Source organism: Bradyrhizobium embrapense (assembly GCF_001189235.2).
Taxonomy (GTDB): Bacteria; Pseudomonadota; Alphaproteobacteria; order Rhizobiales; family Xanthobacteraceae; genus Bradyrhizobium; species Bradyrhizobium embrapense.
Map to the genome: position 1 here is coordinate 1 of NZ_LFIP02000008.1, position 26,053 is coordinate 26,053.

Below are 26,053 nucleotides of genomic sequence, written 5' to 3' on the forward strand. Positions count from 1 at the left end.
CGAGGGCACGGTCCTCGCCGGTGTGATCGACGGCGAAACCCAGATCGCCAAACGTCCTCGCCGGTGTGATCGACGGCGAAACCCAGATCGCCAAACGCCCGGCCGGCGTCACCGACGGCTACAAGCTGACCCAGAACACCCTGCCGCTCGCCGGCACGCTGGCGCTCGGGCAGTACAACGGCTACGGCCTCGCCGGCGCCTACACCACCGATGTGACGTTCGGCAATGTCGCGCCGGTCACCGGCAATCTCGGCTTGACCTCCGCGCTGCCGACGGATCGCGCCAACACGGCCTGGTTCGACGCGCCGACGCTCAACAGCTTCGGCCTCGGCGGCGTCAACATCAACACATCAAACAAGATCGCGATCAATGCACCGCTCGAGTTCTCGGCCGGGGCGCAGGTCAAGCTGATCGCGCCGACCGTCGATATCGCAGCCGACATCACCGCGCGCTCCGGCAGCGTCACGGTCAGCAACATCCTCAATGCCGCAACCGGCACGGTCACGCTGACCAATGCGACCGGAGGCGCGTCGCTGACGCTGGAATCCGGCGTTACCATCGATACCCGCGGGCTCTGGGTCAATGCGCAGCTTGACCCGAACAGCGCATCAGGTCTCGGCTTCCTCGACGGCGGCAACGTCACCTTCGATTCCACCGGTGACGTGACGCTCGCCGGTGGCAGCGCGATCGATGTCTCATCGGGCGGAGCCATTCTTGCCAACGGCAAGACGAAGGGCGGCAAGGGCGGCAATGTCACCCTCATCGCCGTGGATCCCGCCGGCGGCGGCACCGCCGTCAATGGAACGTTGACGCTCGGCAGCAGCATTCGTGCGGCCGGCGTCAGCGGCGGAGGCACACTGACCATCTCGACGCCGGGGACCGTGGTCATCAGCGATCAAGCAAGCCTGTTCGGCGGCACGCTGCAAGCGAACACGCCCGCGAAGGCGAACCTCGTCCTGGCGCAGCCGCTGACGATTCCCGCCGGCCAGCCGCTGCCGATGCCGTACAGCACGGTGCTGACGCAGACGCCTCTCGATACACCGCTGCCGGGCGGCGTTGTGCCAGGAGATCAGCGCACGGATGGCAGCGGGCAGAACGGCGTCACCGTTCAACAGGATTGGATCGTGCCGACTAGCATGTCGGCCATCGATTACAATACTCTCACAAACTACACGTCCGGCCAGACGATTCCGGCGGGCACGAACGTTTCTGCTTTCGGTGGCGCCTTCCCGGTCGGCTATGTCGTCCCGTCCGGGACATTTCCGAATGGCATCAGAACGACGGCCTTCACCTACACGATTGCCGCCGGGAATGTGAGCTCGACGGCCACCACGTATGCGCCCGGCGCCGTGATCCCTGCCGGAACCAGCCTCGGCGTCACCGTCGCGGTCCAGTCGCCGGTCGTCCTCACACCAAGCCTCTTCGCATCCGGTTTCGCCAACTACGACGTCAACGGCGGGACCGAGACGCTGGTGACGAATGGGACGGCCGTTGCGCCGACCATGCCGGTCTACCGGTTCACGGCCAGCAGCTACGCCGCGCGGAGCGGTGCCGATCCGGCAACGGCACTGACGTTGTGGCAGCCGCCGCTGTTCACCGAAAACCCGCTGAGCGCGACGCTGACGCAGCGGACCGGCGCCAGCGTAACGCTGCATGCATTGATCAAGGGCGGCCTGGAACACGGCGGCGGCCCGATCGTGATCGGCGACGGTGCGTCGATCACGGTCGATCCCGGTCAGAGCATCAAGCTCGATGCCTATAATCAGATCACGATGGACGGCCGGCTGACCGCGCATGGTGGCAGCATCACGCTGATCAACGAGTCCGACAATTCACTGGAGGCCTCGCGCAACTTCGACGCATACGGCCAAGGCCGTGCCCTGTCGCTCTGGATCGGCGCAAACGCCGCGCTCGACGTGTCGGGCGCGGCTTATACGGCCACTGACAATGCGGGGCGGGCCTATGGCACCGTCACCGATGGCGGCAGCATCAACCTGGGCGGCGCAACCGGCTTCGTAATCGTCCGGCCCGGCGCCGAACTCAACGCCGACGGCGCCAACATCACCGTCAATTCCGCTGCCGGCATGTCACCAAATGCGGTCGGCAGCGCGCAGGCGGTCGTGAGCAATGGCGGCTCCATCACACTCAGCTCGTCGAGCGGCCTCTATCTCGACGGCAATATTCACGCCGCGGCCGGCGGTGCAGGGGGGGCGGGCGGCAGCCTGTCGATCTCGTTGCTCAGCGCAGTCTTCCCCGCCGACGGCTCCTTCGTGCCCGCAAATGCGCTTGTACCCAGCACGATCATCGTGACCCAGACGCACCAAGCGTTGCTGCCCGTCGACATCGCACCGGGGACCGATGCTTCGAACCTGACATTCGGCCAGGCCTTGGTCAGTGCCGACATGGTCAAGGCCGGCGGCTTCGGCAATCTGTTGCTGAGCTCGGGCGACTACATGCAGTTCTCCGGCAATGTGTCGCTCGCGCTTGGCCAAAGCATTACGCTCACGGCTGCGGCCTTCACGTCGGGCGCCGCGGTGCCGGGCCTGCCGGTGCCCGTCGGCTCGCCGAGCCAGCCAGATCCTTCCGCGCCGATTCCGACCGGCGACGTCCTGCTGTCGGCGCCCTATGTATTGCTGCGCGAACCAGTGGCAACCACCGCCGGATTCATCGGCAATCCCGGCTCGGCCGGCGTGCCGAGCAGGGCGAGTTTCGAGGTCGATGCCAACCAGATCGACGTGCAGGGGGTGATCCAGTTCTCCGCGTCCTCGCCGAACAGCATGTATGCGCCCGGCTTTGCCGACATCAGGTTCGTGAGCAAAGGCGACATCCGCTTCCTGGGCATCCCCACGGCGGGGCAGCCGACGAGGCTCTCGACCGACTGGAATCTCGAACTCATCGCCGCCCAGCTCTATCCGGCCACGGGCGTTGTCGCGATCGTCACCGCCGGGCAGAACAATTTTACCGCTGCGCAGTTGGATCAGCCGCCCACGCTGACCATCGGCCGCAGCACCGACACCATTCCGGATGCACCGCTATCCGTATTCGGCAGCCTCGCGCTCGCCGCGCCAATTGTCGAACAGGGCGGCATCGTCCGTGCGCCATTCGGCAGCGTCGTGCTCGGCAACAACAATCCGTTCGACAACCGAATTCCGACGCAACGGGTGGACGTGCTGCCGGGCAGCCTGACCTCGGTCTCGATGGCGGGCATGACCATCCCTTATGGCGGCACCGTCGATGGCGTGACCTACAGCTACAACGGCGCGAGTGTTCGTCCAATCGGGCTGACTAACCTGACCTCGGAAGGCAATCCGCTCTCCGGCATCATGCTGGATGGGCAATCGGTCAACGTCCAGGGCGGCGCCACGCTCGACCTGTCCGGTGGCGGAAATCTGACCGGCGCGGGCTTCATCTCGGGCCGCGGCGGCTCGGTCAACGTGCTCAACACGCCGCTGATCAACGCCAACCCGGCTACGCCTGTCAGCAAGGCAAGCGACAAGGTCTATGCCATTTTGCCCGGCTACACGTCGGCCTATGCGCCCGTTGCGCCGGAAAATGGCGCCGGCGATCCGGCGATCGGCCAGCAGATCACGATTCCGGCAGGCGTGCCGGGCCTGCCTGCCGGCACCTACACGCTGTTGCCGTCGAACTACGCGCTATTGCCCGGGGCTTATCGCATCGAACTTGGTGCGGCCGCGCGCACGCCGATCAGCAGTCCAGTTGCGATCGGCAACGGCACCTACGCGGTCTCCGCCTACACGGGGGTTGCCAATACCGGGATCAGAAGCGCACTTGCATCTCAGGCGTTGATCACGGCCGGAGTAGCGGTACGCAAGTATTCTCAATACAATGAGCAGAACTACAGCGACTTCCTGATCGCGAACACGACGCAGTTCGGCGGCGTGCGGCCACTGCTGCCTGCGGACGGCAAGACGCTGGTCGTTGCGTTCGAGCAGCCATCGACGACGCCGGCTGCAGAGGCATTGTCGTTCGAGGGCACCGCATTGTTCCAACCCGGCCAAGGCGGCTTTGCCGGCCAGCTGGTCACCCGCGGCGTCGGCGAGATCTACGCCGATGCTCCGACCGCGGGCTTTGCCGGCGTATCGGTCCGTGCGGCAGACCTGGATGCGATCGGCGCGCCGCGGTTGATCGTCAACGGCTACGACGCCATCGTCAACGGCACGGTGACCTATATCGGCGGGAGCGACATCTTCATCCGCGACGGGGTTACGCTGACGGCAAGTGAAGTGTTCCTAGTCGGCGGCAATATCACGATCGGCAACAACGTCACGCTCAGCACCATCGGGCAGGGGCCCGCGCCGTTCGACTCCACCTCCCTCGGCATGAGCTACACCACCGCCAGCGGCACCACGGTGCTGGCGCTGTCGAACGGCAACCTCAATTTTCTCGGGTCGAACGGAGGTTCCGGTTCGATCACGATCGGTGCCAACTCGCAGCTCTATTCCGAAGGCACGCTGGTGTTCGCCACCAACGGTGCATCGAGCATCGATCCGTCCGCGCATTTCGGATCGCGCAACATCACGCTCGCGGTCGGCAGCATCAATATCGGGGACAGCGGTACGATTGCCGCGGCCGGCGCGCCGGCCGGCTTCCTTTTCAATCAGGCCCTGTTCGATGTGCTCGTGCACGGCGACCCCACCCATGCCGCGCCGGCGCTGGAGAGGATCACGCTGAGCGCGGCGAGTTCCGTCAACCTGTTCGGTTCGGCCGGACTCGACGCCACCGGCACCGGCATCAATCTCGTGCTGAATACGCCGGCGATCTACGGCTACGGCAGCGCGGGCGATACCGCGACCATTGCAGCTGGCAAGATCACCTGGAACGGTATCGCCGGCGCGACCCCGCCGGCGCTTGGCGCGGGTGGACTTGGGAGCGGTCTCGGCACGCTCAATCTCGTCGCAAGCGAGATCGACCTCGGCAAGTTCGCATCGCTGGACTCGACCACCCCGAGCCGCGTCATCTACGGCTTCGACAACGTCAATTTCACCGCGAGCTCGCAGATCGTCTCCGCCGGCAACAGCTCGCTCTACGTCTTCCAGGCGCCGAGCACGGCTGCCGGCGCGGTGTTCGGCCAAAGCGGCACCGGCGGCAATTTGACGCTGTCGACGCCGCTGCTGACCGGCACGCAGAAGTCGATCATGAACTACACCGCCGGCGGCGCGCTTGATATCACCGTGCCCGCGGGGCTCGCGCCGAGCGCGGCGACCTCCACGGTCTCCGGCGCCGAGATCGACCTGACCGGCGACAGCGTTGCGATCGCCAGCACCGTCCTGTTGCCGAGCGGCAAGCTGGTGGTGAACGCGACCAACGGCATCTCGCTCGGCAGCACCAGCCGCATCGACCTCTCCGGCCAGCCCTCGACGATCCAGCGAGCGACCGTCTACGGCTTCGGCGGCACCGCGATCTTCACCACCAGCCAGGGCGGATTCACGCAGGCGGCCGGCTCGGTGATCGATGTGTCCGCTACCAACGCCAGCGCGGGATCGATCAGCGTCAGTGCGCGTAACGGCACCGTTTCGTTCGGCGGTCGCCTCGTCGGCAGTGCCACCGGCAGCAACACCAGCGGCGATTTCAGCGTCACCGCCGCGAACATGAGCAGCGCCGATTTCGCCGCGCTCAATGCTCTCCTGACTCAAGGCGGCTTGTTCGACGCCCGCAGCTTTGACATCAGGACCGGTGACCTCGTGATCGGCGACGGCGTCAAGGCGCACAGCATGACCGTGTCGGTCGACAGCGGCGGCTTGATTGTCGCCGGCACGATCGACGCCAGCGGCGCCGCCCCCGGCACGATCCGCCTTTCCGCCGGCCACGGCCTCACGCTTGCATCGAACTCCGCGCTCGATGTTCACGGCACGGTGCTGCAGACGGACAGCTACGGCCAGCCGATCGAGGCCAAGAACCGTGGCCATATCGAATTGACGGCGGCGGGCGGTGCGCTCACGTTGTCTTCGGGCGCAACCATGGATCTCTCGACGCCAGACGGCATTGCTTACGGTGACGTAGTGCTGAACGCGCAGCGCACCGGCGAAACCTCTGGTGACATCGCGATCAGCGCCTCAGGCTCGCTCACGATCAAGGGAGCGAACAGTATCGCGCTCAATGCGTTCTGGACCTACGACCTGCCTGCTGGCAGCACCATCAACCAGGCAACGCTCGATGGTTACGACGTGGCGAGCACGGCGTTCATCAACGCGGCGCTCGGCAATACGCGCCTGACGGCGAACTTAGCCGGTTTGTCCGCCTACGGCAGCAGGTTCCATCTGCGTCCGGGTGTCGAAATCACCTCGAGCGGCGACCTTTCGACGTCGGGCAACATCGACCTCTCGATATATCGCTACGGACCGAGTGCGGATACCAATACGGCGTCGGCGACCTACGGTGCGGGAGAGCCGATGGCTCTCGTGGTTCGCGCCGCCGGCAATTTCGCCGTCAATGGAAGCATCTCGGACGGCTTCCAGATGGCAGGCGAGGCGCCAGCGCTCTATTCGGCGGTTGCCGACATCACCGTGAGTTCTGCCTTCCGGATTGTCCGCACAAACTATCTGTTGAGCATTGGTCAGACGGTGCAAACGACTGCCGCCTGGACTGTTCCGACAAGCTGGGGCCTGTTGGTGCCGTTCTATCCGAGGGACCTAAGCGGCCATCGCTATGCCCCCGGGCAGACCATTCCGGCCAATACTATTCTTAACCTGGTGGTCGTTCCGGTCTCCGAGGCATCTTCCGTCGGCGGCGTATTCGCCGCGCCGTCGGGGCCCGCCATCCCGGCCGCAAGCGACGGTACCTCGCCTTGGTCCACCATGTTGGCGAGCGGTTCGCAATCGGCATCGCTGCGGCTGACGGCCGGCGCCGACCTCTCGGCCGCCGACCAGCGCGCGCTGCAACCGGCTCGCGCGCTCAACGGCGGGGGCAATCTGACGCTCAGTGATCCCGCCTATGGCGACTCCGCCAATGGCGCCTACTTCAGCGTGGTTCGCACCGGCACCGGTAGCCTCGAATTGCTCGCGGGCGGCAGCTTCAGCGAAGCAACGCCGTATGGCGTCTACACCGCCGGCACGCAGGCCGCCCCGATTCTGGTCAACGGCAGCAATCCATACGACGTGATCGGCGCGATACGAAATGGCGTCACGCATGCCTGGTATCCGGAGCATGGCGGCGATCTGCTGCTGGTGGCGCAGCAGGATGTCACCGGCTACATCGCGACCGCAGACAACTCGTCCCGCTATGTCGACTCGAATCGGATCGGCAACTGGCTGCAAACCCAGGGGGGCGGCGGGCTGTCGGCGGATCCGACCGCGTGGTGGATCAACTTCGGCACCTTCGTCAAAGCCGACCAGAATGCATCCGGCGCTTCCCTCGTCGGCTTCCAGGGGATCGGTACGCTCGGCGGCGGCAACCTGACGGTCATCGCAGGCCGCAATGCCGGCGCGGCCGACGGCGGCGGCGCAAATACGTCGACCGGGCTCGATCTTGCGGTCGCTTCGACCGGGCGGCTGCTGCCGAACGGAACGCTGTTGCAGACCGGCGGCGGCGACCTGACGCTGAGCGTCGGAGGCATTCTCAATCCCATGAATCCACTCACCGCGTCCGGCGCCTTCGTGCCCGATTATTTCGGTTCGGTTGCCGATCTGCGCGGCAACATCAGCGTTCGTGCCGGCGCGGTCGGAGATGTGGCCCAGAATGGCAGGAGCGGAGGCGCCTCGTCGGTCGATCCGCGCACGCTTGATCCATCCACCTTCAAGGATTCGATGAAGACGCAGGGTCCGACGTTCACGCCGGGCGACGGCACCGTCAGCATCACCACGCGCGGCGACCTCGTGATCGGCGGGGCGAGCGACGCCGGCATGGCGGCACCGGTCAGCGTGAATGGCGGGCCCTACACCCAGGTCAACGGCGACGGATCGACCACGCTGATGAGTTCGGGCGGGCGCACCAATTTCACGCTGTGGACGTCAGCCACCGCGATCGATCTCTACGCGGCGGGCGGCGATGTGGCGCTATTGGCGGGAGACAGCGCCGGCAGGCAGAACGCGAACGGCTTCTATCCGGGAACGCTGATCGTGGCAGCCGCCAACGGCGATATCCGCTTTGGCGGGGGTCTCTCGATCGAGATGATACCGTCGCAATACGGCCAGCTCGATTTGCTGGCGGCGGGCTCGATCTACGGGCAGGGCCAGGTACTGTCGATGTCGGGCGCCGACATGACCTCACTCGCGACGCCGCTCCATCCGGTGCTCGACCTCGGCGCGACAAGAACCAACGCGTCGCCGGACGCGGCCTACCGCACCAAGCCTTTCAATCCGATCGCCTTCGGCGAGGACACGCCCGTCTCCAACCTGCATCAGGGGGATACCCAGCCCGCGCGGGTCTATGCGGGGGTCGATATCGACGATCTCGAGCTTGGGGCGACGCTGAGCATGTTCCGCAGTGCCTCCAGCGGCTTCTATCCCCTTCATAGCACCTGGTATCTCGCGGCCAAGCCGTTCGAAGTGATAGCCGGTCGCGATATCGTCGGCCTCGGTGCTGTGCCGGATGTGTTCTTCAACACCGATCCCACCAGTGTTTCGCTGATGCAGGCCGGCCGCGACATCATCTACCAGTCGGTCAACGTGGCCGGTCCGGGCCTGCTTCAGATCCAGGCCGGCCGCAACCTGTACCAGGGCTACTATGGTTCGCTGACCAGCGTCGGGGATCTCGTCAATCCTGCCAACAATGCGGGCGGCGCCGACATCGCGGTGCTGACCGGCGTCGGCGCGAACGACCCGGACTATTCCGATTTCGCTCGACGCTATTTCGACCCTGCCAATCAGCTGGCAAGCGACGGCACACCGCTCGCCGGCAGCGGCAAGGTGGTGCATGCCTATGGCGCCGAGCTGTTGGCATGGCTCCAGAAGCGTTACGGGTACAGCGGAAGCGCAGCCGATGCGCTCGCCTTTTTCCTGGCGCTGCCGAGCGAGCAGCAGGGCGTGTTCGTCCGCCAGGTGTTCTATGAAGAACTCACCCTCGGCGGTCGCGAGTATAATGATACGGCCGGGCCGCGTTACAAGAGCTATCTGCGCGGCCGCGAGGCGATCGCGATGCTGTTTCCCGACCAGGATGCGAACGGCAGGCCGCTCACTTACTCAGGCGGGCTTACGATGTTCAGCGGCTTCGCGAAGGACGCTTCCAACAATCCGTATCAGGCCGATACCGGTATCCACACCCAGTACGGCGGCGCGATCCAGGTCCTCAATCCGGGCGGGCCAACCATCCTCGGTGTTGAAGGCCTTGTGCCGGGCGCAGGTTCAGGCCTGATCACGCAGGGACGCGACAGTCCGATCGACATCTATTCGCTCGGCAGCATCCTGCTCGGCCAGAGCCGCATCATGACGACCTTCGGCGGCGACATCCTCGCCTGGTCCGCCACCGGCGACATCAACGCCGGCCGCGGCTCGAAGACCACCACGATCTTCACGCCGCCGCTGCTGAGCCATGACAGCTACGGCAATGTCACGCTGTCGCCGGCTGCGCCAGCGAGCGGCGCCGGCATCGCCGCGCTCGCGACCATTCCGGGCACGCCGCCGAGCGACGTCGATCTGATCGCGCCGCTCGGTACCATCGATGCGGGCGAAGCCGGCATCCGCGTCTCCGGCAACGTCAATCTCGCCGCGTTGCAAGTCATCAATGCTGCCAACATCCAGGTGCAGGGCACCTCGACCGGCATTCCGACGGTGCAGGGACCGCCGGTCGCTGCGCTGACAGCCGCGTCAAACACCACCGCAGCCAGCCAGCAAGCCGCTGCGCCGCCGCCAAAGACGAATGACCAGCCTTCGATCATTATCGTCGAGGTCATGGGTTACGGCGGCGGCGACGGCACCCCGTCCGAGGCGGCGCCGGAGCAGCAGCGCAACCCGCGCGACAAGCGGACCTACAACGAGAACAGTGCTTTCCAGGTCATCGGGCTGGGTGACTTGACTGGGTCTCCGCACGGCAATCGTTGATCGGGGAGAAAATCGGGACCGCAGTTGCAGGAAGTCGGGTCGGGATGCACGAACATCGACAGCGTCGGCACGCCGTCATGCTGCAAGCGGCGCGCGACAGGCTGGGCTTGGTCTTCCGCCGCGCCAAATGAAGCGCCCAAACCCGCGAAACAACCGACTCTAAAGATGGCTTCGCTCAGGCCTCCAGCTTCATCTCATGGATGTCCAAAGATTACAGTGCAATTTCAATGTTATAGGAGTTCGCAGTTTTGTTCTGGGTGGCGCGCCATAAATCTCAATGACTTAGATTCATTTTGGCAAAGTCGTCGAATATCGGTTGATGAGCTTCGGCGAACGTTGGCGAACTCGGCCAAGCTAATCAGCAGGCTCAACAGCCCTCATTGAGGGGAGCAGATCGGAGTATCGCGGGGCCAAGCAATGGTGACGACCAGGCACGGGCGGTCTCTTCGGTTGAGAGAAACGGCGATTGCTTGACTGCCAGTTTGCTCAGCAAACGATCCGGCTCACCAACTCGATTCCGCTGTTCGTTCTCGGCGCCATTTTTCGATGTACTCCATTGTGGCGGTCGATCGAGCCAATCTGGGCTTTGCGAGGCCTTCATTCACAGCAAGTAGCCAGTCTGCAATGATAAGTTGCGAGGCCCGGACGCGCCGACGGATAGAGTTCATATACATAGAGTGCCGGCCGGGTTCTGCCGTGACGGGTTACAGGCTGCGAGAGAGGCTCGCGGCGCCCGTCGCGGAGATCCGCGATGTCCAGACACCATCTTCGGGCGTGCGCCGGCGAGGCGGCCGCGTGCCGTGGGTACCGCTCTGGGGTACCGCGGGGCGCGGCGTCGTTGGCCATGCCGAAAAGCGCCGCGACCGGCCGTCAATACAGCGGCATCAAGGTTCTCACTGCCACCGAACGCGCATTCACAGGCCAGAGCTGGCTTACGTTCCGCTAGGCGCTGTCATTCCGTGGTCACGTCCGCAAGGGCGAGCGAGGGACCACCGTTGTTTATGCCGACCGCTTTGTACCAGTCGACGAAAAGCGGCGCGCCAGCGAAACAGTCGACGATGCGCAGGCCATCCCGTTGCTGAAGCGCTTCACGGTGTTCAACATCGATCAGTGCGATGGCTTACCTTCTGAGATCGCAGTGACGGCGCCACCTCCGCCGTCGGGCCTCATCGCGCCAGATGTTGAATACTGATCAAGGCGAGCGGGATCGACTTCCGCATTTGCGGCAATCGCGCCTTCTACGTGCCGGCGGAAGACTACAGGTGCCGCCACCGCAAACCTATCTCGAGCCGATCAACTGGTATCGAACGGCCTTGCACGAGTTGGCGCATGCCAGCGGCCATGCATCGCGTCTCAACCGCCTCGCTGGCGAGCAAGGGTCGCGGATTATCTCCTCCGTTTCGTTACCAACTTCGCTCCAACTTAAAGCCTCCGAAGCGGGAATCGGCGACCACAAAGCCGCGCGACATGGTTCACCGACCGCTCCCGCCGTATCCTCACTAAGGGCAGCGGCCACGTCGTCGACACCCGGACGAACTCCAAGCCGTCAACCGGCGCCTTTGAAGCTAAAATAGCTGCGCGCTTTCAAGAGCTCGTCAATCATGCCTTTGTAGGTTTGAGAGGTGCGGATGTCTTCGCGAAACAGAAGCACGCTGCGGAACTCGATCTGCGGCCGAAGTGGCCGCAAAATCAACCCAGTGTCAGTGAGACCCGCAGCGGAGGTCGGATTCACCATGCCAATTCCGACGCCTGCGAGAACCAGCGCACACACCGTTATAGAACTCGGCGTTTCCGCCACGATCTGCGGCCGGATATCCTGATTTCGCAGCACCGCCTCCAACCGGTGCCGCGCGCGGTCCTCGGGCGCCAAGGCAATGAAATTGCGCTTATGCAAATCGGCGGCTTCAACGAACGGCTTTTTGGCAAGTGGATGGCCGGGGGGTAGCGCGCAGACCGCGTGCACCATCCCAAAGTCCTGGTGGTGTACACCAGTGAGATCGACCTCGTCGGCGGCCAACCCCATATGAAAGCTTCCGCTGACCACCAGTTCCCGAACCATGGACGAGGCGTGAATCTGCAGCGTCAGCGGAATACGGGGATGCCGCTTCTGAAACGCGCGGATTGCACGAGGCACGAGCGTGTTACCGAGGGCCGACAGGCTTGCGATGCGGATCGCGCCCATGCCGAAATCCCTAATGCGCGCGGCCTCGGCGCGCAGCTTGTCGAGACCGACAAAAGCTTTGTCGACTTCAGTGAAGAGAAGGCTTCCCTCGGCGGTCGGCGTCAACCGACCACTCGTTCGGTCGAAAAGGGGAAAACCGACAGATTTCTCGAGTTCAGCAATCGCGCGGCTCACCGCCGGCTGAGTTATGTCGAGCATTTTCGCGGCGCGCGAAGCCGAGCCCGAGATGATGACGGCCCGGAATGTATCGATCTGCCGATAGTGCATCGCTCAGCCTATAAAATGAACTCATAGGTCTATACCATTACGTCAATTGAATGCATACCCCAGCCGGCTATCCTCGATCCGATCCGATCCGATCCGAGGTTTCCATGCATGATCTGACACGCTGCGTCCATCATCCTGCCGTCTCACATGAAGGTTTCGCCAGCCTGGCAGTCCCAACTTATCGCGCCTCGACCATTGTCTATCCCGATCTGCAATCTTTCGCCGAACGGTCCAAGCGCGGTACGGATGGATACAGTTACGGCCTGCACGGCACGCCGACAACGCGGACGCTAGAAGCTCAACTAACGGAACTGCACGGGGGTATCCGGACCGTGTTGGTACCTTCGGGCCAGGCCGCGGTGACGGTCGTTTTTCTTTCCGTACTAAAGCCCGGCGACAAGGTGCTCATCCCCGATACGGTCTATCCGCCGGTGCGCCGGTTTTGTTCGGACTATCTAGTGCCGCGCGGCATCCTGTTCGAGGTCTATGATCCCCTGATTGGTGCCGATATTGCCGGTCTCATCGACGACCGGACCCGTCTGATCTGGGTGGAGTCGCCGGGCTCCGGCACCATGGAAGTCCAGGATGTGCCGGCGATCGTTCGCGCCGCCAAGGCGCGGGGCGTGCTGGTCGGCTGTGATAACACCTGGGCCAGCCCGCTCTTGTTTAAGCCGTTGAAGCATGGCGTCGACTTTGCGGCGGAGGCGCTCACGAAATACGTCGGCGGCCATTCTGATCTTTTGCTTGGATCGATCACCGTGGCCGACCTCGAACTCCGCAATGCGCTCAAGGACACCATGCGCATGCTCGGCATTGGCGTCTCGCCAGACGAGGGATCCCTTGCTCTACGCGGCATCGAGACGATGGGCGTGCGCGTCAAGCACATGGGACACGTTTCCGAAAAGTTCGCGAGACTTCTCGGCGCCTTTCCCGCCGTGGAAAACGTCCTCCATCCGTGCCTGCCATCCTGTCCCGGCCACGACATCTGGGTACGCGATTTTGCGGGCTCCAGTGCGGTGTTCAGCATTCAGTTGAGGCCCGAATTTAGAAATCGGCTGGCGGCGGGATTGTCCGCTCTCAGAATTTTCGCAATCGGCGCATCCTGGGGGGGCACGAGAAGCCTGATTGCGCCAATGAACATGGAAGGCGATCGCAGCGTGCGGCCCTGGGACGAAGCCCGTCCTCTGATACGCATCAGTGTCGGTCTCGAAGATCCCGAGGATCTCTGGCTCGATCTCGTTCACTTCTTTGAAGCGCTTCAGCTAAGGCGATCGGGCGTTGAGACAACTCGCGATCGCTCGAACGTCTAACCTACTAGCTGTCACAGGGAGAGCACGCATGAAGTCGAAGTATGTCCCATTGCTGTTCGCATCGTCATTGGCCGCTTTGGCTATCACCTCACCGGCATTCGCTGACAACGATACTAAGCTGGCGAGCATTCGAAGCAAGGGCGTCATGCGTGTCGCAATCACCCAGACAAGTCCTCCTTGGACCTATCTCGGAGATGACAATCAGCCTGCCGGTTACGACGTCGAAGTTGTCAAGGAAGTTGCCAAACGTATGGGCGTCGCCAAGTTGGAATTCGTTATCGACAGTTACAAGAATTTTGTCGAAGGGTTGGAAGCGGACAAATACGATACGGTCTTCAACGATCTATCGCCGACCAAAGAACGCAGTCTGCGCGTGGATTTTGCCGAGCCCTATGGCGTAGAGGACTTTCGCATTTTCGTTAAAGCCGGCAACAAATCCATTCGCGGCATAAACGATCTCAAAGGAAAATCGGTCGGCGTCACCACGGGTAGCGCCAATGAGGCATGGTCAATCTCGCATCTGCCGGGCGCGACCATCAAGGGATACGATAATGGCAGCTTCATCTTTCAGGATTTGAACAACGGCCGGCTCGACGCCGTGATCATCTCTCATTTCGGCGGGCTGAAATACGCGAAGGCAACAAATATGGGCGTCGAGGAAGCCAGTGATCCTCTGACTTATTCGATCGCTGCGCCAGCGTTGCGCAAGGGTGAGCCATCGCTCAAGGCGGCGCTCAGTTCGGCGATCAAGTCAATGTCAGGGGATGGAACACTCGACAGTTTTGCCCATCGTCTAACGGGCGTGACCTATTCGATCACGCAGGCGATTGCAACGGCCCAAAAAGAAGCAGCCGGAGAATCGCAATAATGGATCTCTTCCTGCGCGCGTTGCCGTTGTTTGCAATGGCGCTTCCCATCACATTATTTCTGGGAACGTCGTCCTTCATTTTCGGGTCTGTGTTGGGAATGCTGGTCGCGCTCATGCGGTTGTCGGGAGTGACACTGTTGCGATGGGGCGCCTTCGCCTATGTTTCCATCTTTCGCGGAACGCCGTTGCTGGTGCAGATCCTGCTCGTCTATTTCGGGCTTCCGCGCCTGGGCATTGTACTCAATCCGCTTGCGTCTGCCATTCTGGCGCTAACGTTATTCTCGGCGTCGTATTTGAGCGAGAATTTCCGCTCCGGCATCCTTGCCGTTGAAAAGGGACAATGGGAGGCAGCCGCAACCCTCGGGATGAGCCGGATCAAGACATTCACACGGATAATTATGCCGCAGGCGCTTCGCATCGCTACGCCGACAGTGGGCAGTCGTCTGATCGCACTGATGAAAGACACCTCCCTCGCATCGACGGTCACGGTGGTAGAACTCACGCGCGTCGCCGAACAGGTGGGAGCAGCGAGCTTCCGCTACCTCGATATGTTTCTCATGGCCGGCGTGATCTACTGGACCATCAATCAGCTTCTGACCGTCCTGCAAATGATAATTGAAGACCGCCTGTCGAGGCACATGTGATGACATCGACCGATCAAGATTTGGTTTGCGTCTCTAATCTCACTAAGCGCTTTGGCGATCTCGAGGTGCTTAAAGGCATCGATTTTTCCGTCCGGGCCGGGGAAGTCGTCGTTATCGTCGGACCCTCCGGTTCCGGCAAGACGACGCTATTGCGGTCGCTCAATTTTTTGGAAATGCCGACATCGGGTTCGGTTTCCGTCTGCGGCGTCGAGGCGGTGTTCGAAGGCGGCAAGTGTATATCGCCGCATGCTGCAAGGCTCTTTCGCGACATCCGATCCAAAACCGCTATGGTGTTCCAGAGTTTCAATCTTTTTCCGCATATGACGGCGCTCCAAAACGTCATCGAAGGCCTCGTCAGCGTCAAGAATGTTAAGAGACCGGAAGCCGCCGACGAAGGCAAGCGGCTCCTCACTCTGATGGGGTTGATGGACAAAATCGATGTCTACCCCTCAAGGCTTTCGGGCGGCCAGAAGCAGCGAGTCGCCATTGCCCGCAGTCTTGCCATGAAACCGGAGGTCATGTTGTTCGATGAGCCGACATCGGCATTGGATCCCGAACTTCGAGGCGAAGTGCTGGCTGTGATGCGGGACATCGCCAAGTCAGGGACAACCATGATTGTTGTGACTCATGAGATGCAGTTTGCGCGCGATATAGCCGATCAGGTCGTTTTCATGGATAATGGGGTTATCGTCGAAACCAATCCTCCTGAGCGCTTCTTCGGCGCTTCGGAAAACATGCGCGTTCGCGCCTTCCTCAACGGAATTGCGTGATGGATCGATGATGAAAAGTCGGATCTGGACGGAAATCGATTTCGGCAAAACGGGCGTGCAATCCGACTTTGCCCGAGTGCCTTATTCCTCTAACACCTCGGCCTACGGCTGGATTCCCGTGCCCATGGTCTGCATCAATGGGCAAAGCGGCCCAACAGCGTTGTTTACCGCGGGTACGCATGGTGATGAATATGAGGGACAAGTGGCCCTTCTCAAACTCGCTCGCGAACTTTCGTCGGCCAAAATTGCCGGACGTGTTATCATTCTTCCCGCGTTGAATCAGCCCGCCGTGGCTGCGGGACGCCGCAATTCACCATTGGACGACGGTAACCTCAATCGTCTGTTTCCAGGCGACGCCCAAGGCACGCCGACAGAAATGATCGCGCATTATGTGGTCACCGAATTATTGTCTATGGCAGATGTGATTATCGACCTTCATTCGGGCGGCTCGTCGCTTGATCATTTGCCATTGGCGCTGGCTCGCGAAGGGAAGGCCGAGGAAGAAACAAAGCAGATCCATCGCCTTCTCAGAAGTTTTGCAGCGCCCTTCAGTGTTATCACCAAGGGCACTGGGGGAGGAGCGGCAAGCACGCTTTATGCAGCTGCCGAGCAGCTTGGTGTTCCCGCCATCACGACGGAGCTAGGCAGCGGAACGACGCTCTCGCGGCAAGGGCTGGAATTTGCCGAAGCCGGACTTCGACGCGTGCTGCGCGACTACGGGATCGCGCCTGATCTGGACGTCGTTCAAGCGCCTGTCACGCGCTTCGCGCGATCTTTGGGACCAGCGAGTTCGATTTTTGCTGTCCATGCCGGTCTGTTCGAGCCCTTCGTGGAGCTTGGACAGGCGGTGACGCGCGGACAAGTGGCTGGAAACCTGCACCGTCTCGACGACCCCCTGGCGAACCCATCGGTGCTGACTTTCAAAGCCGATGGCATCGTTTGCTGGCGCCGATTTCCGACATTAACCGCGGCAGGTGATGCTCTGTATGGAATGATGTCAAACTCAATCGAAGAATGATTGTTACGGGCGCGGATCAGCCGAATCTGAGCCCGATCATCTCGGCAATCGTGAAACGCCCAACCGGCCGTGATGTCCCGATTCTCGTTACCGCAAAAAGCATGACAGACGGCGGCGTTTTGCGTGATCTGTTCGAGCATGACAATGGCGGACATTTGCAAGACGTTGCCTTGTTGGACCGCCTTGTCACCGACAAGCTGAAACTGGAAGCCGAACAGGTCGCCACCGAAGGCTGGAAGTGGATTTCGGTGGCGGTCGACTTCCCCTACGGCCATGCCAAACGTGCGTCGAAAGCCTCGATAAGTCGTTCCAACAATCGGGAGGCAAGGAAGTACCGGCATATTTTCATACCGACCGATGGATCGGAAATGGCGGGGTAGCGCAAGGGCTGGCGCTCGCAAAATCCCTCGGCGCCAAAGTATCGGTCATCTTCGTCGTGGAGCGCTCCTTTCGGAAATAGGAGCACGGAATGGCGAGATGCTCGCAGGATACGCCGAGGTGCGCAAGGAACGGGCCGCCAGCGCACTGGATCGCGCGGTGCCTGCGGCCAAGGAGGCCGGGTGCTCCTGCGAGACGATTCAAGCGGGGAGCCGGCAATCCCATTGGGCCATCATGCACCGGCCAAGGATAGGGCTGCGACCTCATGGTCACGTTCTCGCGCGGGCGCAGCGGACTTTCCGCGCTTCTGATCGGCAGTGTAACCATGTTTGGCTATGCCACTACGTGCGCGTCGGCTCATCCAGCGAAAACCACCACCATGACCGATCCCCAGGTGGTTAGCAGAATGTTTGAGATCGGATAAGCGGGCGTATAGCCCAGCACTACCACCGAGCTGCCGGAGCGCTCCTGGATCGCGGCCATCGCAGCCGTGACCGTCTGCGCTCCGGTCAATGCGCCGAGCAGGAGGATCGAATTCATGTGCAGCACGAAATGACCGAAGCAGAAGCCGACGATCTGCGGCAACAGGGTCACGATCATGCCGCCCAGAAGCAAGCCGATGCCCGCCTCGCGGATGGCGGAAAGGAAAATCGGCCCCGCATGAATCCCGGTCAGGCCGACAAAAGCCGCCAGTCCGAGCGACGTCATCAGGCTGATGGCGCCATCCGGGATCCGGCCGAAATACGGCAGACGAGTGCGGAGATAGCCGACCAGAAGTCCGGCGAGCAGAGTGCCGACGCTGGTGCTCAGTGAGATCGTGATACCGCTAACCGTAAAACTCACGAGAACGCCAACGAGCCCGCCGAGGAAAATCGCGAGCCCCAGCACGACGAAATCGATGCTGGTGCTCGGCGCGATGATGACCCCGATGCTCTTGGCCGCATTCTGCACCACCGGCTCAGGACCTACGAGGCGAAGCAGATCGCCGCGCTGCAGGACCACGCCGGCCGCGATCGGGAGCGATTCACCACCTCGGCTCAATGAGCGCAAATAGAGGCCGCGCGCCCAGTTCTGTTCCGAGGCCTGCCCGAGACTCATCCCCGCAAGCTTGGGATTGATCAGGAACACATCAGCCGGGACCAGAGGGATATCGAGCAGTTCCCGGTCCTCCACCTCCGCGCCGCGCGGTTCGATCAGTTCCACGATCATCTGGCGCGGCGCGGACACCGCGACAACATCGCCTGCCGCGAGCATTGTTCCGGGGTCCGCCTCGAGGATGTGCTCGGCGCGTCGGATGCGGTGAATAAAGACGCGTTGCCCGGGGACGCGCGCTTCGGCGGCGGCAACCGTCAGTCCGGCGATCGCCGCGTGGTCATCAAGGCGGTAGGCGCGCAGCTCGAACTTGCGCCAGGCGGACGCCAGGTCAGGCCGGGCGCGCGTGATGCCCAGGGTTCGTTCTAATTTGAGCGCCTCGGTCTTCAGATCGATCTTCAGCAGCGCCGGAACGACGATCGTGCAGAACGTGATCACGCCGGCATAGCCGAAGATGTAGCAGACCGCATCGGCCACTGCGATGTGCGAGACAAACAGCGCGCGCTGAGCGTCGGACACGGGCAGCGAATTGACGGCGTCGGTCGCCGTACCCATTGCAGCGCTCTGGCTGAGTGCGCCGGACAGGAGTCCGGCGGCAAAGCCGGGGTCAAGTCGCAGCACGTGTGCCACGACGATCGCGGCGGCAAGACCGGTGAGGCTCACGACGACAGCCATCAGCATCGGCTTCAGCCCATCGCGCTTCATCGCCAACACGAATTGCGGGCCGACCGAATAGCCCACCCCGAACAGGAACAGCAGGAACAAGAACGATTTGGTCATGCCGGAGACCGGCACATGCGCGAAATCGCCGACCGCAAGGCCCGCGAACAGCGCCCCCGTGACCGGGCCAAGGCTGAAAGCGCCGATCCTGAAGCTTCCGATCCAGTAGCCCGCGGCGATCACCAGGAACAGCGCGAGCTCTGGATAACGGACGAGGAACTGCTGCAGCCAGATCAACATCGTCGCGCGCTGCGGCTATGTCATCATCATCACCAGCACCATGCCCCAGATGGTCAGCAGCGTGTTTCCGACCGCGTAAGTGACGGTATAGCCGAGGCCGGGAATCTGGCTCTTGGCGCGATCGTTGATCATGCCGAGCGAAGCAGTCGTCGTGCGCGCGCCGGAGCAGCATCCGAGCAGGATCGCGTCGTGGAAGCGGAACAGGTATTTGCCGACGAACATCGCCAGAATCAGCGGCACGGTGGTCACCACGACGCCCCACAGGAAGAGGCTGAAGCCGAGCTTTTGCAGTCCGGCGACAAATCCCGGCCCCGAGGAGATGCCGACCACGGCAATGAAGACGTTCAGGCCGACCGAGTTCATGAACCACACGGTGGGTGACGGGATGCGACCGAACGTCGGGTGCACGGACCGGAGCCAGCCGAAGAACAGGCCCGAGATCAGCGCGCCGCCGGAGGTGGAGAGGGTGAGCGGCACGCTTCCGATCTTGTAGACGAAGGCACCGACAAGGGCGCCGATCGCAATTGCCGCGCCGATGAAGGCGACGTCGGCAATGTCGGTCGCACGATCCGGGCGGCCCAGCATCTTTGTGGTGGCCGCGACATCGGACGTGCGGCCGACCAGGGTGACGATGTCACCGCGGTTGATCTTCGTGTTCGGCAGGATCGGAATCTCGGTCGCGATCGCGCCGCGGGCGATCCTGCGCAGGAAAACGCCGCGGGCGCCCGGTTCTTTCGCCAGTTGCTCCAGCGTCTTGCCATCGACGTCCTTGCTGGTCACGTAGATATCGACGCCCTCGATCGGCACCGCCAGCAGCTCGCGATCGTCGACTTCCTCGGCCTGCTCGCCGATCAGCTGCACGAGCACATCGCGGCGGCCTGCTACGGCAACGACGTCGCCGGCGTGAATCACGGTGTCGGAGGTCGCCTCCTCGATCTTCCCTCCTTGCCGCAGCCGGAGGACGAAGACGCGATGATCAGGAATCAGTGCTTCAGCCTGTGCGACCGTCTTGCCGACCACAGGTCCGCGTTCGCGAACGCGGTAGGCGCGCAAATCAAACTGGTGCCAGGCCGTTCCAGGGCCGCCCAGCTCCTTTTTGCCGCCGTGCTGCTCTTCGTATTTCTTGCATGCGGTCTCGAGATCGATGCCGAGCAGCGCCGGTCCGAGCAGCGCCAGCACGATCGCCGACCCGACCGTGCCGAAGATGTAGGTTACGGCGTAGGCGACCGGCATGGCATCGAGCAGCTTCTTGGCTTCGTCCGCGGGCAGGCCAAGGCGATTGATGGCGTCGGTCGCGAGCCCCATCGATGCTGAGATCGTCTGCGAGCCGGCATAGAGCCCGACGGCCGACCCGACGTCGTAGCCGGCGAGCTTCGCGCCGAGATACGCCGAGAGCAGACAGAAGACACAAACCACGGCCGCGAAGACAGCCTGCGGAATGCCGTCCTGCGCGATGCCACGCACGAATTGTGGTCCGACGCCGTATCCGATCGCAAACAGGAACATCAGGAAGAAGAACGGCTTCAGTGGACCGGAAATCGTGATTCCGATCTGGCCGATGATGACCGCGGCGACCAGCGTCGCGGTGACTGCGCCCAGGCCGAGGCCCTTGTAGGTGAAGGATCCGAAATAGTAGCCGAGGGCCAGCGAAAGGAAGATCGCGATTTCGGGATAGGTGCGGAGCGTCTGGAAGAACCAATTGATCATGATGTCACCCGTTCATGCTGTCCCGGGGCTTCGGCATGCGATCGCTTCGATCTCGCGGGGTAGCCGAAGAGGGCGAGCAACCGTATCGACCGACATCAGACGGCGGCTGGGGAGGACGATGTTGATCTATGTCAACCGCAACTGCCAGAGCCGCGTGATTCCATTGTCTTGCCGACAACGCATCCGTGCGCCTCCGTGATCGCAAGGCCTGCACGAGACCGTTGACATAGATCAAGCCTCGTCAGCGGCTGCCGATCATGCTGCGCGCGATTGCGCAGGCAACAGAGCCTGTCGTTTCCATTCCACCAGCTTGCATCGCCCCGGGAGTGTCAAAAATGGCCGATCTTCTGACCTTAAAGAAATTCGAGGCGCTGAGCCCGTTCGAGATCAAGGATGAGCTGATCAACCTCGCGAAGAGCAATTCGAAGCGGAGTCAGATGCCCTTCCTGAACGCCGGCCGGGGCAACCCCAACTGGATCGCCACGACGCCGCGCGAGGGCTTCTTCCTGCTCGGCCAATTCGCCGTCACCGAGAGCAAGCGGGTGATGGAGCATCCGGCGGGGATCGGCGGCATGCCGCAGGCAAAGGGCATTGCCGGGCGGTTCGAGGCCTGGCTCGCACAGCACAAGGACATGCCGGGCGCGAGCTTCCTGACAGAGATGCTGCCCTTTGCGGTGAAGAAATTCGGTTTCGATCCCGACGCCTTCGTCCACGAACTGGTCGATTCGATCATCGGCGACAATTACCCGGTGCCCGACCGCATGCTGGTGCACAACGAAAAGATCGTGCACGAATATTTGATGTGGGCAGTCTGCGGCGAGCCCCGGCCGGCCGGAAAGTTCGACATCTATGCCGTCGAGGGCGGTACGGCGGCGATGTGCTACCTGTTCAAGTCGCTGAAGGCCAATCGTTTGCTGGTGCCTGGTGATACAATTGCGCTGGCTACGCCGATTTTCACACCCTACATCGAGATGACGCATCTGGAAGATTACGATCTGAAGGTCGTTCAGATCAGGGCTCCTCAGGAAAACAAATTCCAGTTCACCGACGAGGAAATCAGGAAGCTGGAGGATCCGAAGGTCAAGGCCTTCTTCGTCGTCAATCCGTCCAACCCTCCGGGGATGGCGTTGAGCAAGGAGACGGTCGCCAAATTGGCCAATCTGGTCAGGACCAAGCGCCCCGACCTGATGATCCTCACCGACGATGTCTACGGAACTTTCGTGCACGACTTCCGCTCGCTGCTCGGCGAGCTGCCGCACAACACCATCGGCGTCTACTCCTATTCGAAATACTTCGGCTGCACCGGATGGCGGCTCGGGGCCATCGCCATCCACGAGGACAACATCTTCGACAAGAAGATCGCCAATCTTCCGGACGAGGCCGTGAAAGCGCTCGACAAGCGCTATGGGCCGCTGACGCTTGAGCCGCGCAAGCTCAAGCTGATCGATCGCATCGTCGCCGACAGCCGCGACGTGGCGCTCAATCACACCGCCGGATTGTCGTTGCCGCAACAGGTGATGATGAGCCTGTTTTCGCTCTCGGAAATGATGGACGTGAACAAGGCCTATCAGGCTGCCTGCATGGAAATCGTCAACAAGCGCCTGTGGTCACTGCTCGACGGGCTCGGTCTTGCCGACAAGCTAGTCCCGAATCCGAACTACGATGCCTATTACGCCCTGATCGATTTCGAGTTCTGGGCCCGAAAGAACATCGGCGATGATGCCGTTGAATACTTGAAGAAGAATGTTCACCCGCTGGACCTAGCGTTCAGGCTGGCCGAAGCTCACGGAATCGTGCTGCTGAACGGAGGCGGCTTCGATGCACCCGAGTGGTCACTTCGTGTATCGCTTGCGAACCTCCCTGACGATGTCTACGACGATATCGGTCGAGGCGTCCGGACCATCGCCAGAGGCTATCGCGATGCCTATGAGGCGGCGACCGGGACCCAGGGCGGCGCGCGGCGTTGAGTTATCCAGCTGATTGAACCGTGGTTGGCGCCCCGGCGCGAAAGCTGTCGCGGATGATGCTGCCCAGGCGTTCGCCATTGAGGCGTCGGGCCGTCAACCCGGCGATATAGTCCGATTGGGTGAGCCGGCTTGTCGCACGCCAGACGGATTGTTTGGCACAAGCTGCACTGGTCATTCGTGGTATCCGTGATCTACCATGATCATCATGGAGAACGGCAGCGACATATTTCGGCGAACGTTTCACGCCCGGGAGGCGGGCGACGTACGCAATTGGCTGCATCGCCGGCTTGAAGCGATCGACGGCGATTTTGTTTTCAGGATAACGGTCGTGCTGGCCGGGATGCTGTCGACTGTCGCGTTTGCCTTCGGCTTGCTGTCGCTCTGAGCCTTCCGTCCGGAGCGAACGAACTCATGTCGGCGATGAGTTGGCCGCCTGCAGCTCAAGGCCCAGCCGGTGGCGATCAATGCGTTTCAAAATAGCGGCACATTCGACCGGACGCCGGACCCGTCCGGCGGCAAGGGCAGGGATCGGCGCCGCGGCCGCGATTGCGCTGTTCTGCTGTGCGCAGCAGACCGTCGCGTTGCCGCTGACGCCTTTCGGTTCCGAGACCCAGGCTCGGCGGCATTGTCCTGGCGATACCGTGGTCTGGCTCGATTTTCGCCGGGGACGCTACTACTTCAAGGGGCAGAGCCGCTACGCCAGAGGCTTCGACGGCGGTTTCGTGTGCGGGACCGAAGCCCGAGAGAGCGGCTACCGTCGTTCGTTGTTCGGCCTGCGATGATTTCACCCTGAGCGAGCCAGGCGCCCGACGGTCGATTCACCAACCGTAGTAACGCGGCTGGGCGTAGTAGGCCGGCGAATAGCCGTAGCCGTAACCTGCGCCAGGCGGGCAATAGCCGTATCCGGAGCCATAGCCGTATCCGCCGTAATAGGGATATCCGCTGTAGGCCGAACTCGCGATAGCCCCGCCAACGATCGCACCGGCAGCGGCCGCGCCCCAGCCGCGATAGCCCCAGCCGCCATAGCCTCCTCTCCAACCGCGATAGCCCCAGCCACCGCGCCAGCCACCACCCCAACGGACCTGAACGGCGTCGTTGTCGACCGCGCCCTTCATGGCAGCGATGTTGGTCGGTAGTGGCGCCGCCTGGCTCACGCCAATCCCGACCGTGCTCGCAAGCAGGGTCAGAGCCAGCAAGGTTTTGGTGTTCTTCATGACATCCTCCAGATCTGGGTGACGCGCGCGACTGTCATCGAAGCGCCGGAGGCAAACCTGTCAGCCCGCGCCATTCGACGCTTGATCTGGATCAAGCAGCGTCTGTCGAGTCGATGGCACCGCTTCCCATCTGCCTGCTGACGCGCAATCGAAAGCACGCTCTTGAAAACCATTCGCCAGCTCGTGGCCGGAGATGAATTCATCCAGCTCGCAATTCGTCTCGGATTGTTGGCGCTGCTGATCTACTGGTCGTTCGTCCTGGTCCGCCCGTTCGTGCCGATCCTGGCCTGGAGCGTGGTGCTCGCGGTTGCGCTGTATCCGGTGTTCAACTGGCTCACCGGCATGCTTGGAGGCCATACAGGCATCGCGGCCCTCGTGCTGACCTTGACCGCCTTGGCAATCGTCATCGGACCGGCCGCCTGGCTCGGAATCGGGGCAGTGGAGGGGGTGAGGGAGCTCGCCGAACAACTGAGCGCCGGCAACGTCGTCGTGCCATCGCCAATGCCGGAGATCAAGGATTGGCCGTTGATCGGCGGCCCGCTCTATGACTTCTGGGATCGGGCCTCGACCAATCTGCGCGCCGTGCTGCGGGAAGCCGTGCCGCATCTCAAGCCCCTGGCCGGGATCCTGTTTGCGTTTGCGAGCAATGCCGGGGTCGGGGCGCTGAAGTTCCTGTTGGCGGTGGTCGTGGCCGGGTTTCTGTTTCCGAACGGACGGCAGCTTGCCGCCGCGTGCCGCGGCTTCTTGTCCCGTATCGTGCCGGAGCAGAGCGAGCACTTCCTCGATCTTGCCGGCGCGACCATCCGGGCCGTCTCCCAAGGCGTGATCGGCGTCGCCGTCCTGCAATCATTGCTGGCCGGCGTCGGGTTCAAGCTGGCGGGCATTCCGAACGCCGGCCTGCTGGCGTTCGTCGTGATGCTGCTGGCGATCGTGCAGATCGGAGCGGCGATCGTGCTGTTCCCCGTCATCATCTGGCTCTGGTCGACCAAAGACTTCACGACGGCGCTCGCGCTGACGCTGTTCTTCCTGGTGGTCGGCGTCCTCGACAATGTGCTGAAGCCGCTGGTGATGGGGCGAGGCCTGACCACGCCGGCGCTCGTCATCTTTGTCGGGGTGATCGGCGGGACGCTCGCCCATGGCATCGTGGGGCTGTTCATCGGCCCGATCATTCTCGCGGTCGCCTGGGAGTTGATCACGGCGTGGATCCGCGACGACCGTGCCCGCCCGGCAGGCGCGCGATGACACTGCTGCAACTCATCGTGGGATCGACGGTCAGCGCGATCAATATCGTGTTGCACTCGTTGTTCACCGTCATGGTAATCCGGCTGGTGCGGAACGTCGCCCTCAGCTCCCCGGGCCGGTTTGGATTGCTGCTCAGCGGTATGATGGTTGCGACCGCGCTGAGCCTGATGGTGGCTCACACGCTGGAGATCATGGTGTGGTCACTGGCCTATTATGCAACGAGTGCAGCACCCGAGGGTAGCGATCTGATCTATTTCGCCTTTGTGAACTACACCACGCTTGGCTACGGCGACGTGATCCCGGTGAAGGCATGGCTGTTGCTCGGACCGATGGCTGCCATGAACGGCATTCTGATGTTCGGCTGGTCGACGGCGGTGCTGTTCGAGGTGCTGCAAAAGACCATCGAGCGTCACGGGATGCGGTCCTCGTAGCGTCCCGC

General features: G+C 62.4%; 17 protein-coding genes and 1 pseudogene. 13 read left to right on the forward strand and 5 right to left on the reverse strand.

Going from position 1 to position 26,053, the window contains the following annotated elements; translation table 11 throughout:
- Positions 1–65 precede the first annotated feature (65 nt).
- Both AKN83_RS28610 and AKN83_RS28615 read left to right on the forward strand, forming a co-directional pair.
- Entirely contained in the window at positions 66–9,995 is a 9,930-nt protein-coding gene (locus AKN83_RS28610) for a filamentous hemagglutinin family protein (protein WP_063695576.1), read from the forward strand.
- A gap of 744 nt (positions 9,996–10,739) precedes the next feature.
- A pseudogene (locus AKN83_RS28615) lies at positions 10,740–11,569 on the forward strand (ArdC family protein).
- Here the strand turns inward: AKN83_RS28615 and AKN83_RS28620 are convergent.
- On the reverse strand, positions 11,542–12,444 hold the full coding sequence (locus tag AKN83_RS28620; protein WP_050404173.1) for a LysR substrate-binding domain-containing protein: 903 nt from the start codon (positions 12,442–12,444) through the stop codon (positions 11,542–11,544). The pseudogene AKN83_RS28615 and the gene AKN83_RS28620 overlap by 28 nt on opposite strands.
- 104 nt (positions 12,445–12,548) lie before the next feature.
- Between AKN83_RS28620 and metC the strand changes: the two genes are divergently transcribed.
- From metC to AKN83_RS41450, 6 genes are read left to right on the forward strand one after another with little or no spacing between them, the layout of a single operon-like run.
- Complete coding sequence (gene metC / locus AKN83_RS28625) at positions 12,549–13,754, forward strand: cystathionine beta-lyase (RefSeq protein WP_050404174.1); 1,206 nt, start codon at positions 12,549–12,551, stop codon at positions 13,752–13,754.
- Between the two features lie 28 nt (positions 13,755–13,782).
- Complete coding sequence (locus AKN83_RS28630; protein ID WP_050404175.1) at positions 13,783–14,622, forward strand: transporter substrate-binding domain-containing protein; 840 nt, start codon at positions 13,783–13,785, stop codon at positions 14,620–14,622.
- Entirely contained in the window at positions 14,622–15,266 is a 645-nt protein-coding gene (locus AKN83_RS28635) for an amino acid ABC transporter permease (protein ID WP_050404176.1), read from the forward strand. The genes AKN83_RS28630 and AKN83_RS28635 overlap by 1 nt, the downstream gene beginning before the upstream one ends.
- Entirely contained in the window at positions 15,266–16,036 is a 771-nt protein-coding gene (locus AKN83_RS28640; RefSeq protein WP_050404177.1) for an amino acid ABC transporter ATP-binding protein, read from the forward strand. Before AKN83_RS28635 ends, AKN83_RS28640 begins: the two co-directional genes overlap by 1 nt.
- Before the next feature lie 10 nt (positions 16,037–16,046).
- Positions 16,047–17,054, forward strand: coding sequence for a succinylglutamate desuccinylase/aspartoacylase family protein (locus AKN83_RS28645; protein ID WP_050404254.1), 1,008 nt, complete (start codon positions 16,047–16,049; stop codon positions 17,052–17,054).
- The gene (locus AKN83_RS41450; protein ID WP_050404178.1) at positions 17,051–17,434 is read left to right on the forward strand and encodes a hypothetical protein; all 384 of its coding nucleotides are present in this window, start codon (positions 17,051–17,053) and stop codon (positions 17,432–17,434) included. The genes AKN83_RS28645 and AKN83_RS41450 overlap by 4 nt, the downstream gene beginning before the upstream one ends.
- 355 nt (positions 17,435–17,789) lie before the next feature.
- Here the strand turns inward: AKN83_RS41450 and aspT (AKN83_RS28655) are convergent, their stop codons facing one another.
- The gene (gene aspT / locus AKN83_RS28655) at positions 17,790–19,484 is read right to left on the reverse strand and encodes an aspartate-alanine antiporter (RefSeq protein ID WP_050404179.1); all 1,695 of its coding nucleotides are present in this window, start codon (positions 19,482–19,484) and stop codon (positions 17,790–17,792) included.
- Between the two features lie 15 nt (positions 19,485–19,499).
- Positions 19,500–21,191, reverse strand: a complete 1,692-nt coding sequence (aspT, locus tag AKN83_RS28660; RefSeq protein WP_050404180.1) for an aspartate-alanine antiporter — start codon at positions 21,189–21,191, stop codon at positions 19,500–19,502.
- Between the two features lie 335 nt (positions 21,192–21,526).
- On the opposite strand from aspT (AKN83_RS28660), the gene aspD reads away from it, so the two are divergent.
- The gene (gene aspD, locus AKN83_RS28665; RefSeq protein WP_050404181.1) at positions 21,527–23,158 is read left to right on the forward strand and encodes an aspartate 4-decarboxylase; all 1,632 of its coding nucleotides are present in this window, start codon (positions 21,527–21,529) and stop codon (positions 23,156–23,158) included.
- Between the two features lies 1 nt (position 23,159).
- On the opposite strand, the gene AKN83_RS40050 is transcribed toward aspD, so the two are convergent.
- Positions 23,160–23,333 (reverse strand): hypothetical protein, encoded by a 174-nt coding sequence (locus AKN83_RS40050; protein ID WP_157113619.1) that lies wholly within the window; start codon positions 23,331–23,333, stop codon positions 23,160–23,162.
- Positions 23,334–23,354: 21 nt separating this feature from the next.
- Here AKN83_RS40050 and AKN83_RS28670 point away from each other — a divergent pair, with 21 nt between their 5' ends.
- Together AKN83_RS28670 and AKN83_RS28675 are read left to right on the forward strand one after the other, a co-directional pair.
- Positions 23,355–23,543, forward strand: a complete 189-nt coding sequence (locus tag AKN83_RS28670) for a hypothetical protein (RefSeq protein ID WP_050404182.1) — start codon at positions 23,355–23,357, stop codon at positions 23,541–23,543.
- A 79-nt stretch (positions 23,544–23,622) separates the two neighbouring features.
- Complete coding sequence (locus AKN83_RS28675; RefSeq protein ID WP_050404183.1) at positions 23,623–23,940, forward strand: hypothetical protein; 318 nt, start codon at positions 23,623–23,625, stop codon at positions 23,938–23,940.
- A gap of 36 nt (positions 23,941–23,976) precedes the next feature.
- Here AKN83_RS28675 and AKN83_RS28680 read toward each other — a convergent pair whose 3' ends face one another.
- Positions 23,977–24,372: a hypothetical protein gene (locus tag AKN83_RS28680; protein WP_050404184.1), complete on the reverse strand. Its 396-nt coding sequence runs from the start codon at positions 24,370–24,372 to the stop codon at positions 23,977–23,979.
- 162 nt (positions 24,373–24,534) lie between these two features.
- On the opposite strand from AKN83_RS28680, the gene AKN83_RS28685 reads away from it, so the two are divergent.
- Positions 24,535–25,614, forward strand: a complete 1,080-nt coding sequence (locus tag AKN83_RS28685; protein ID WP_050404185.1) for an AI-2E family transporter — start codon at positions 24,535–24,537, stop codon at positions 25,612–25,614.
- Positions 25,611–26,045 (forward strand): potassium channel family protein, encoded by a 435-nt coding sequence (locus AKN83_RS28690; RefSeq protein WP_050404186.1) that lies wholly within the window; start codon positions 25,611–25,613, stop codon positions 26,043–26,045. The genes AKN83_RS28685 and AKN83_RS28690 overlap by 4 nt, the downstream gene beginning before the upstream one ends.
- The last annotated feature ends 8 nt before the right edge of the window (positions 26,046–26,053 follow it).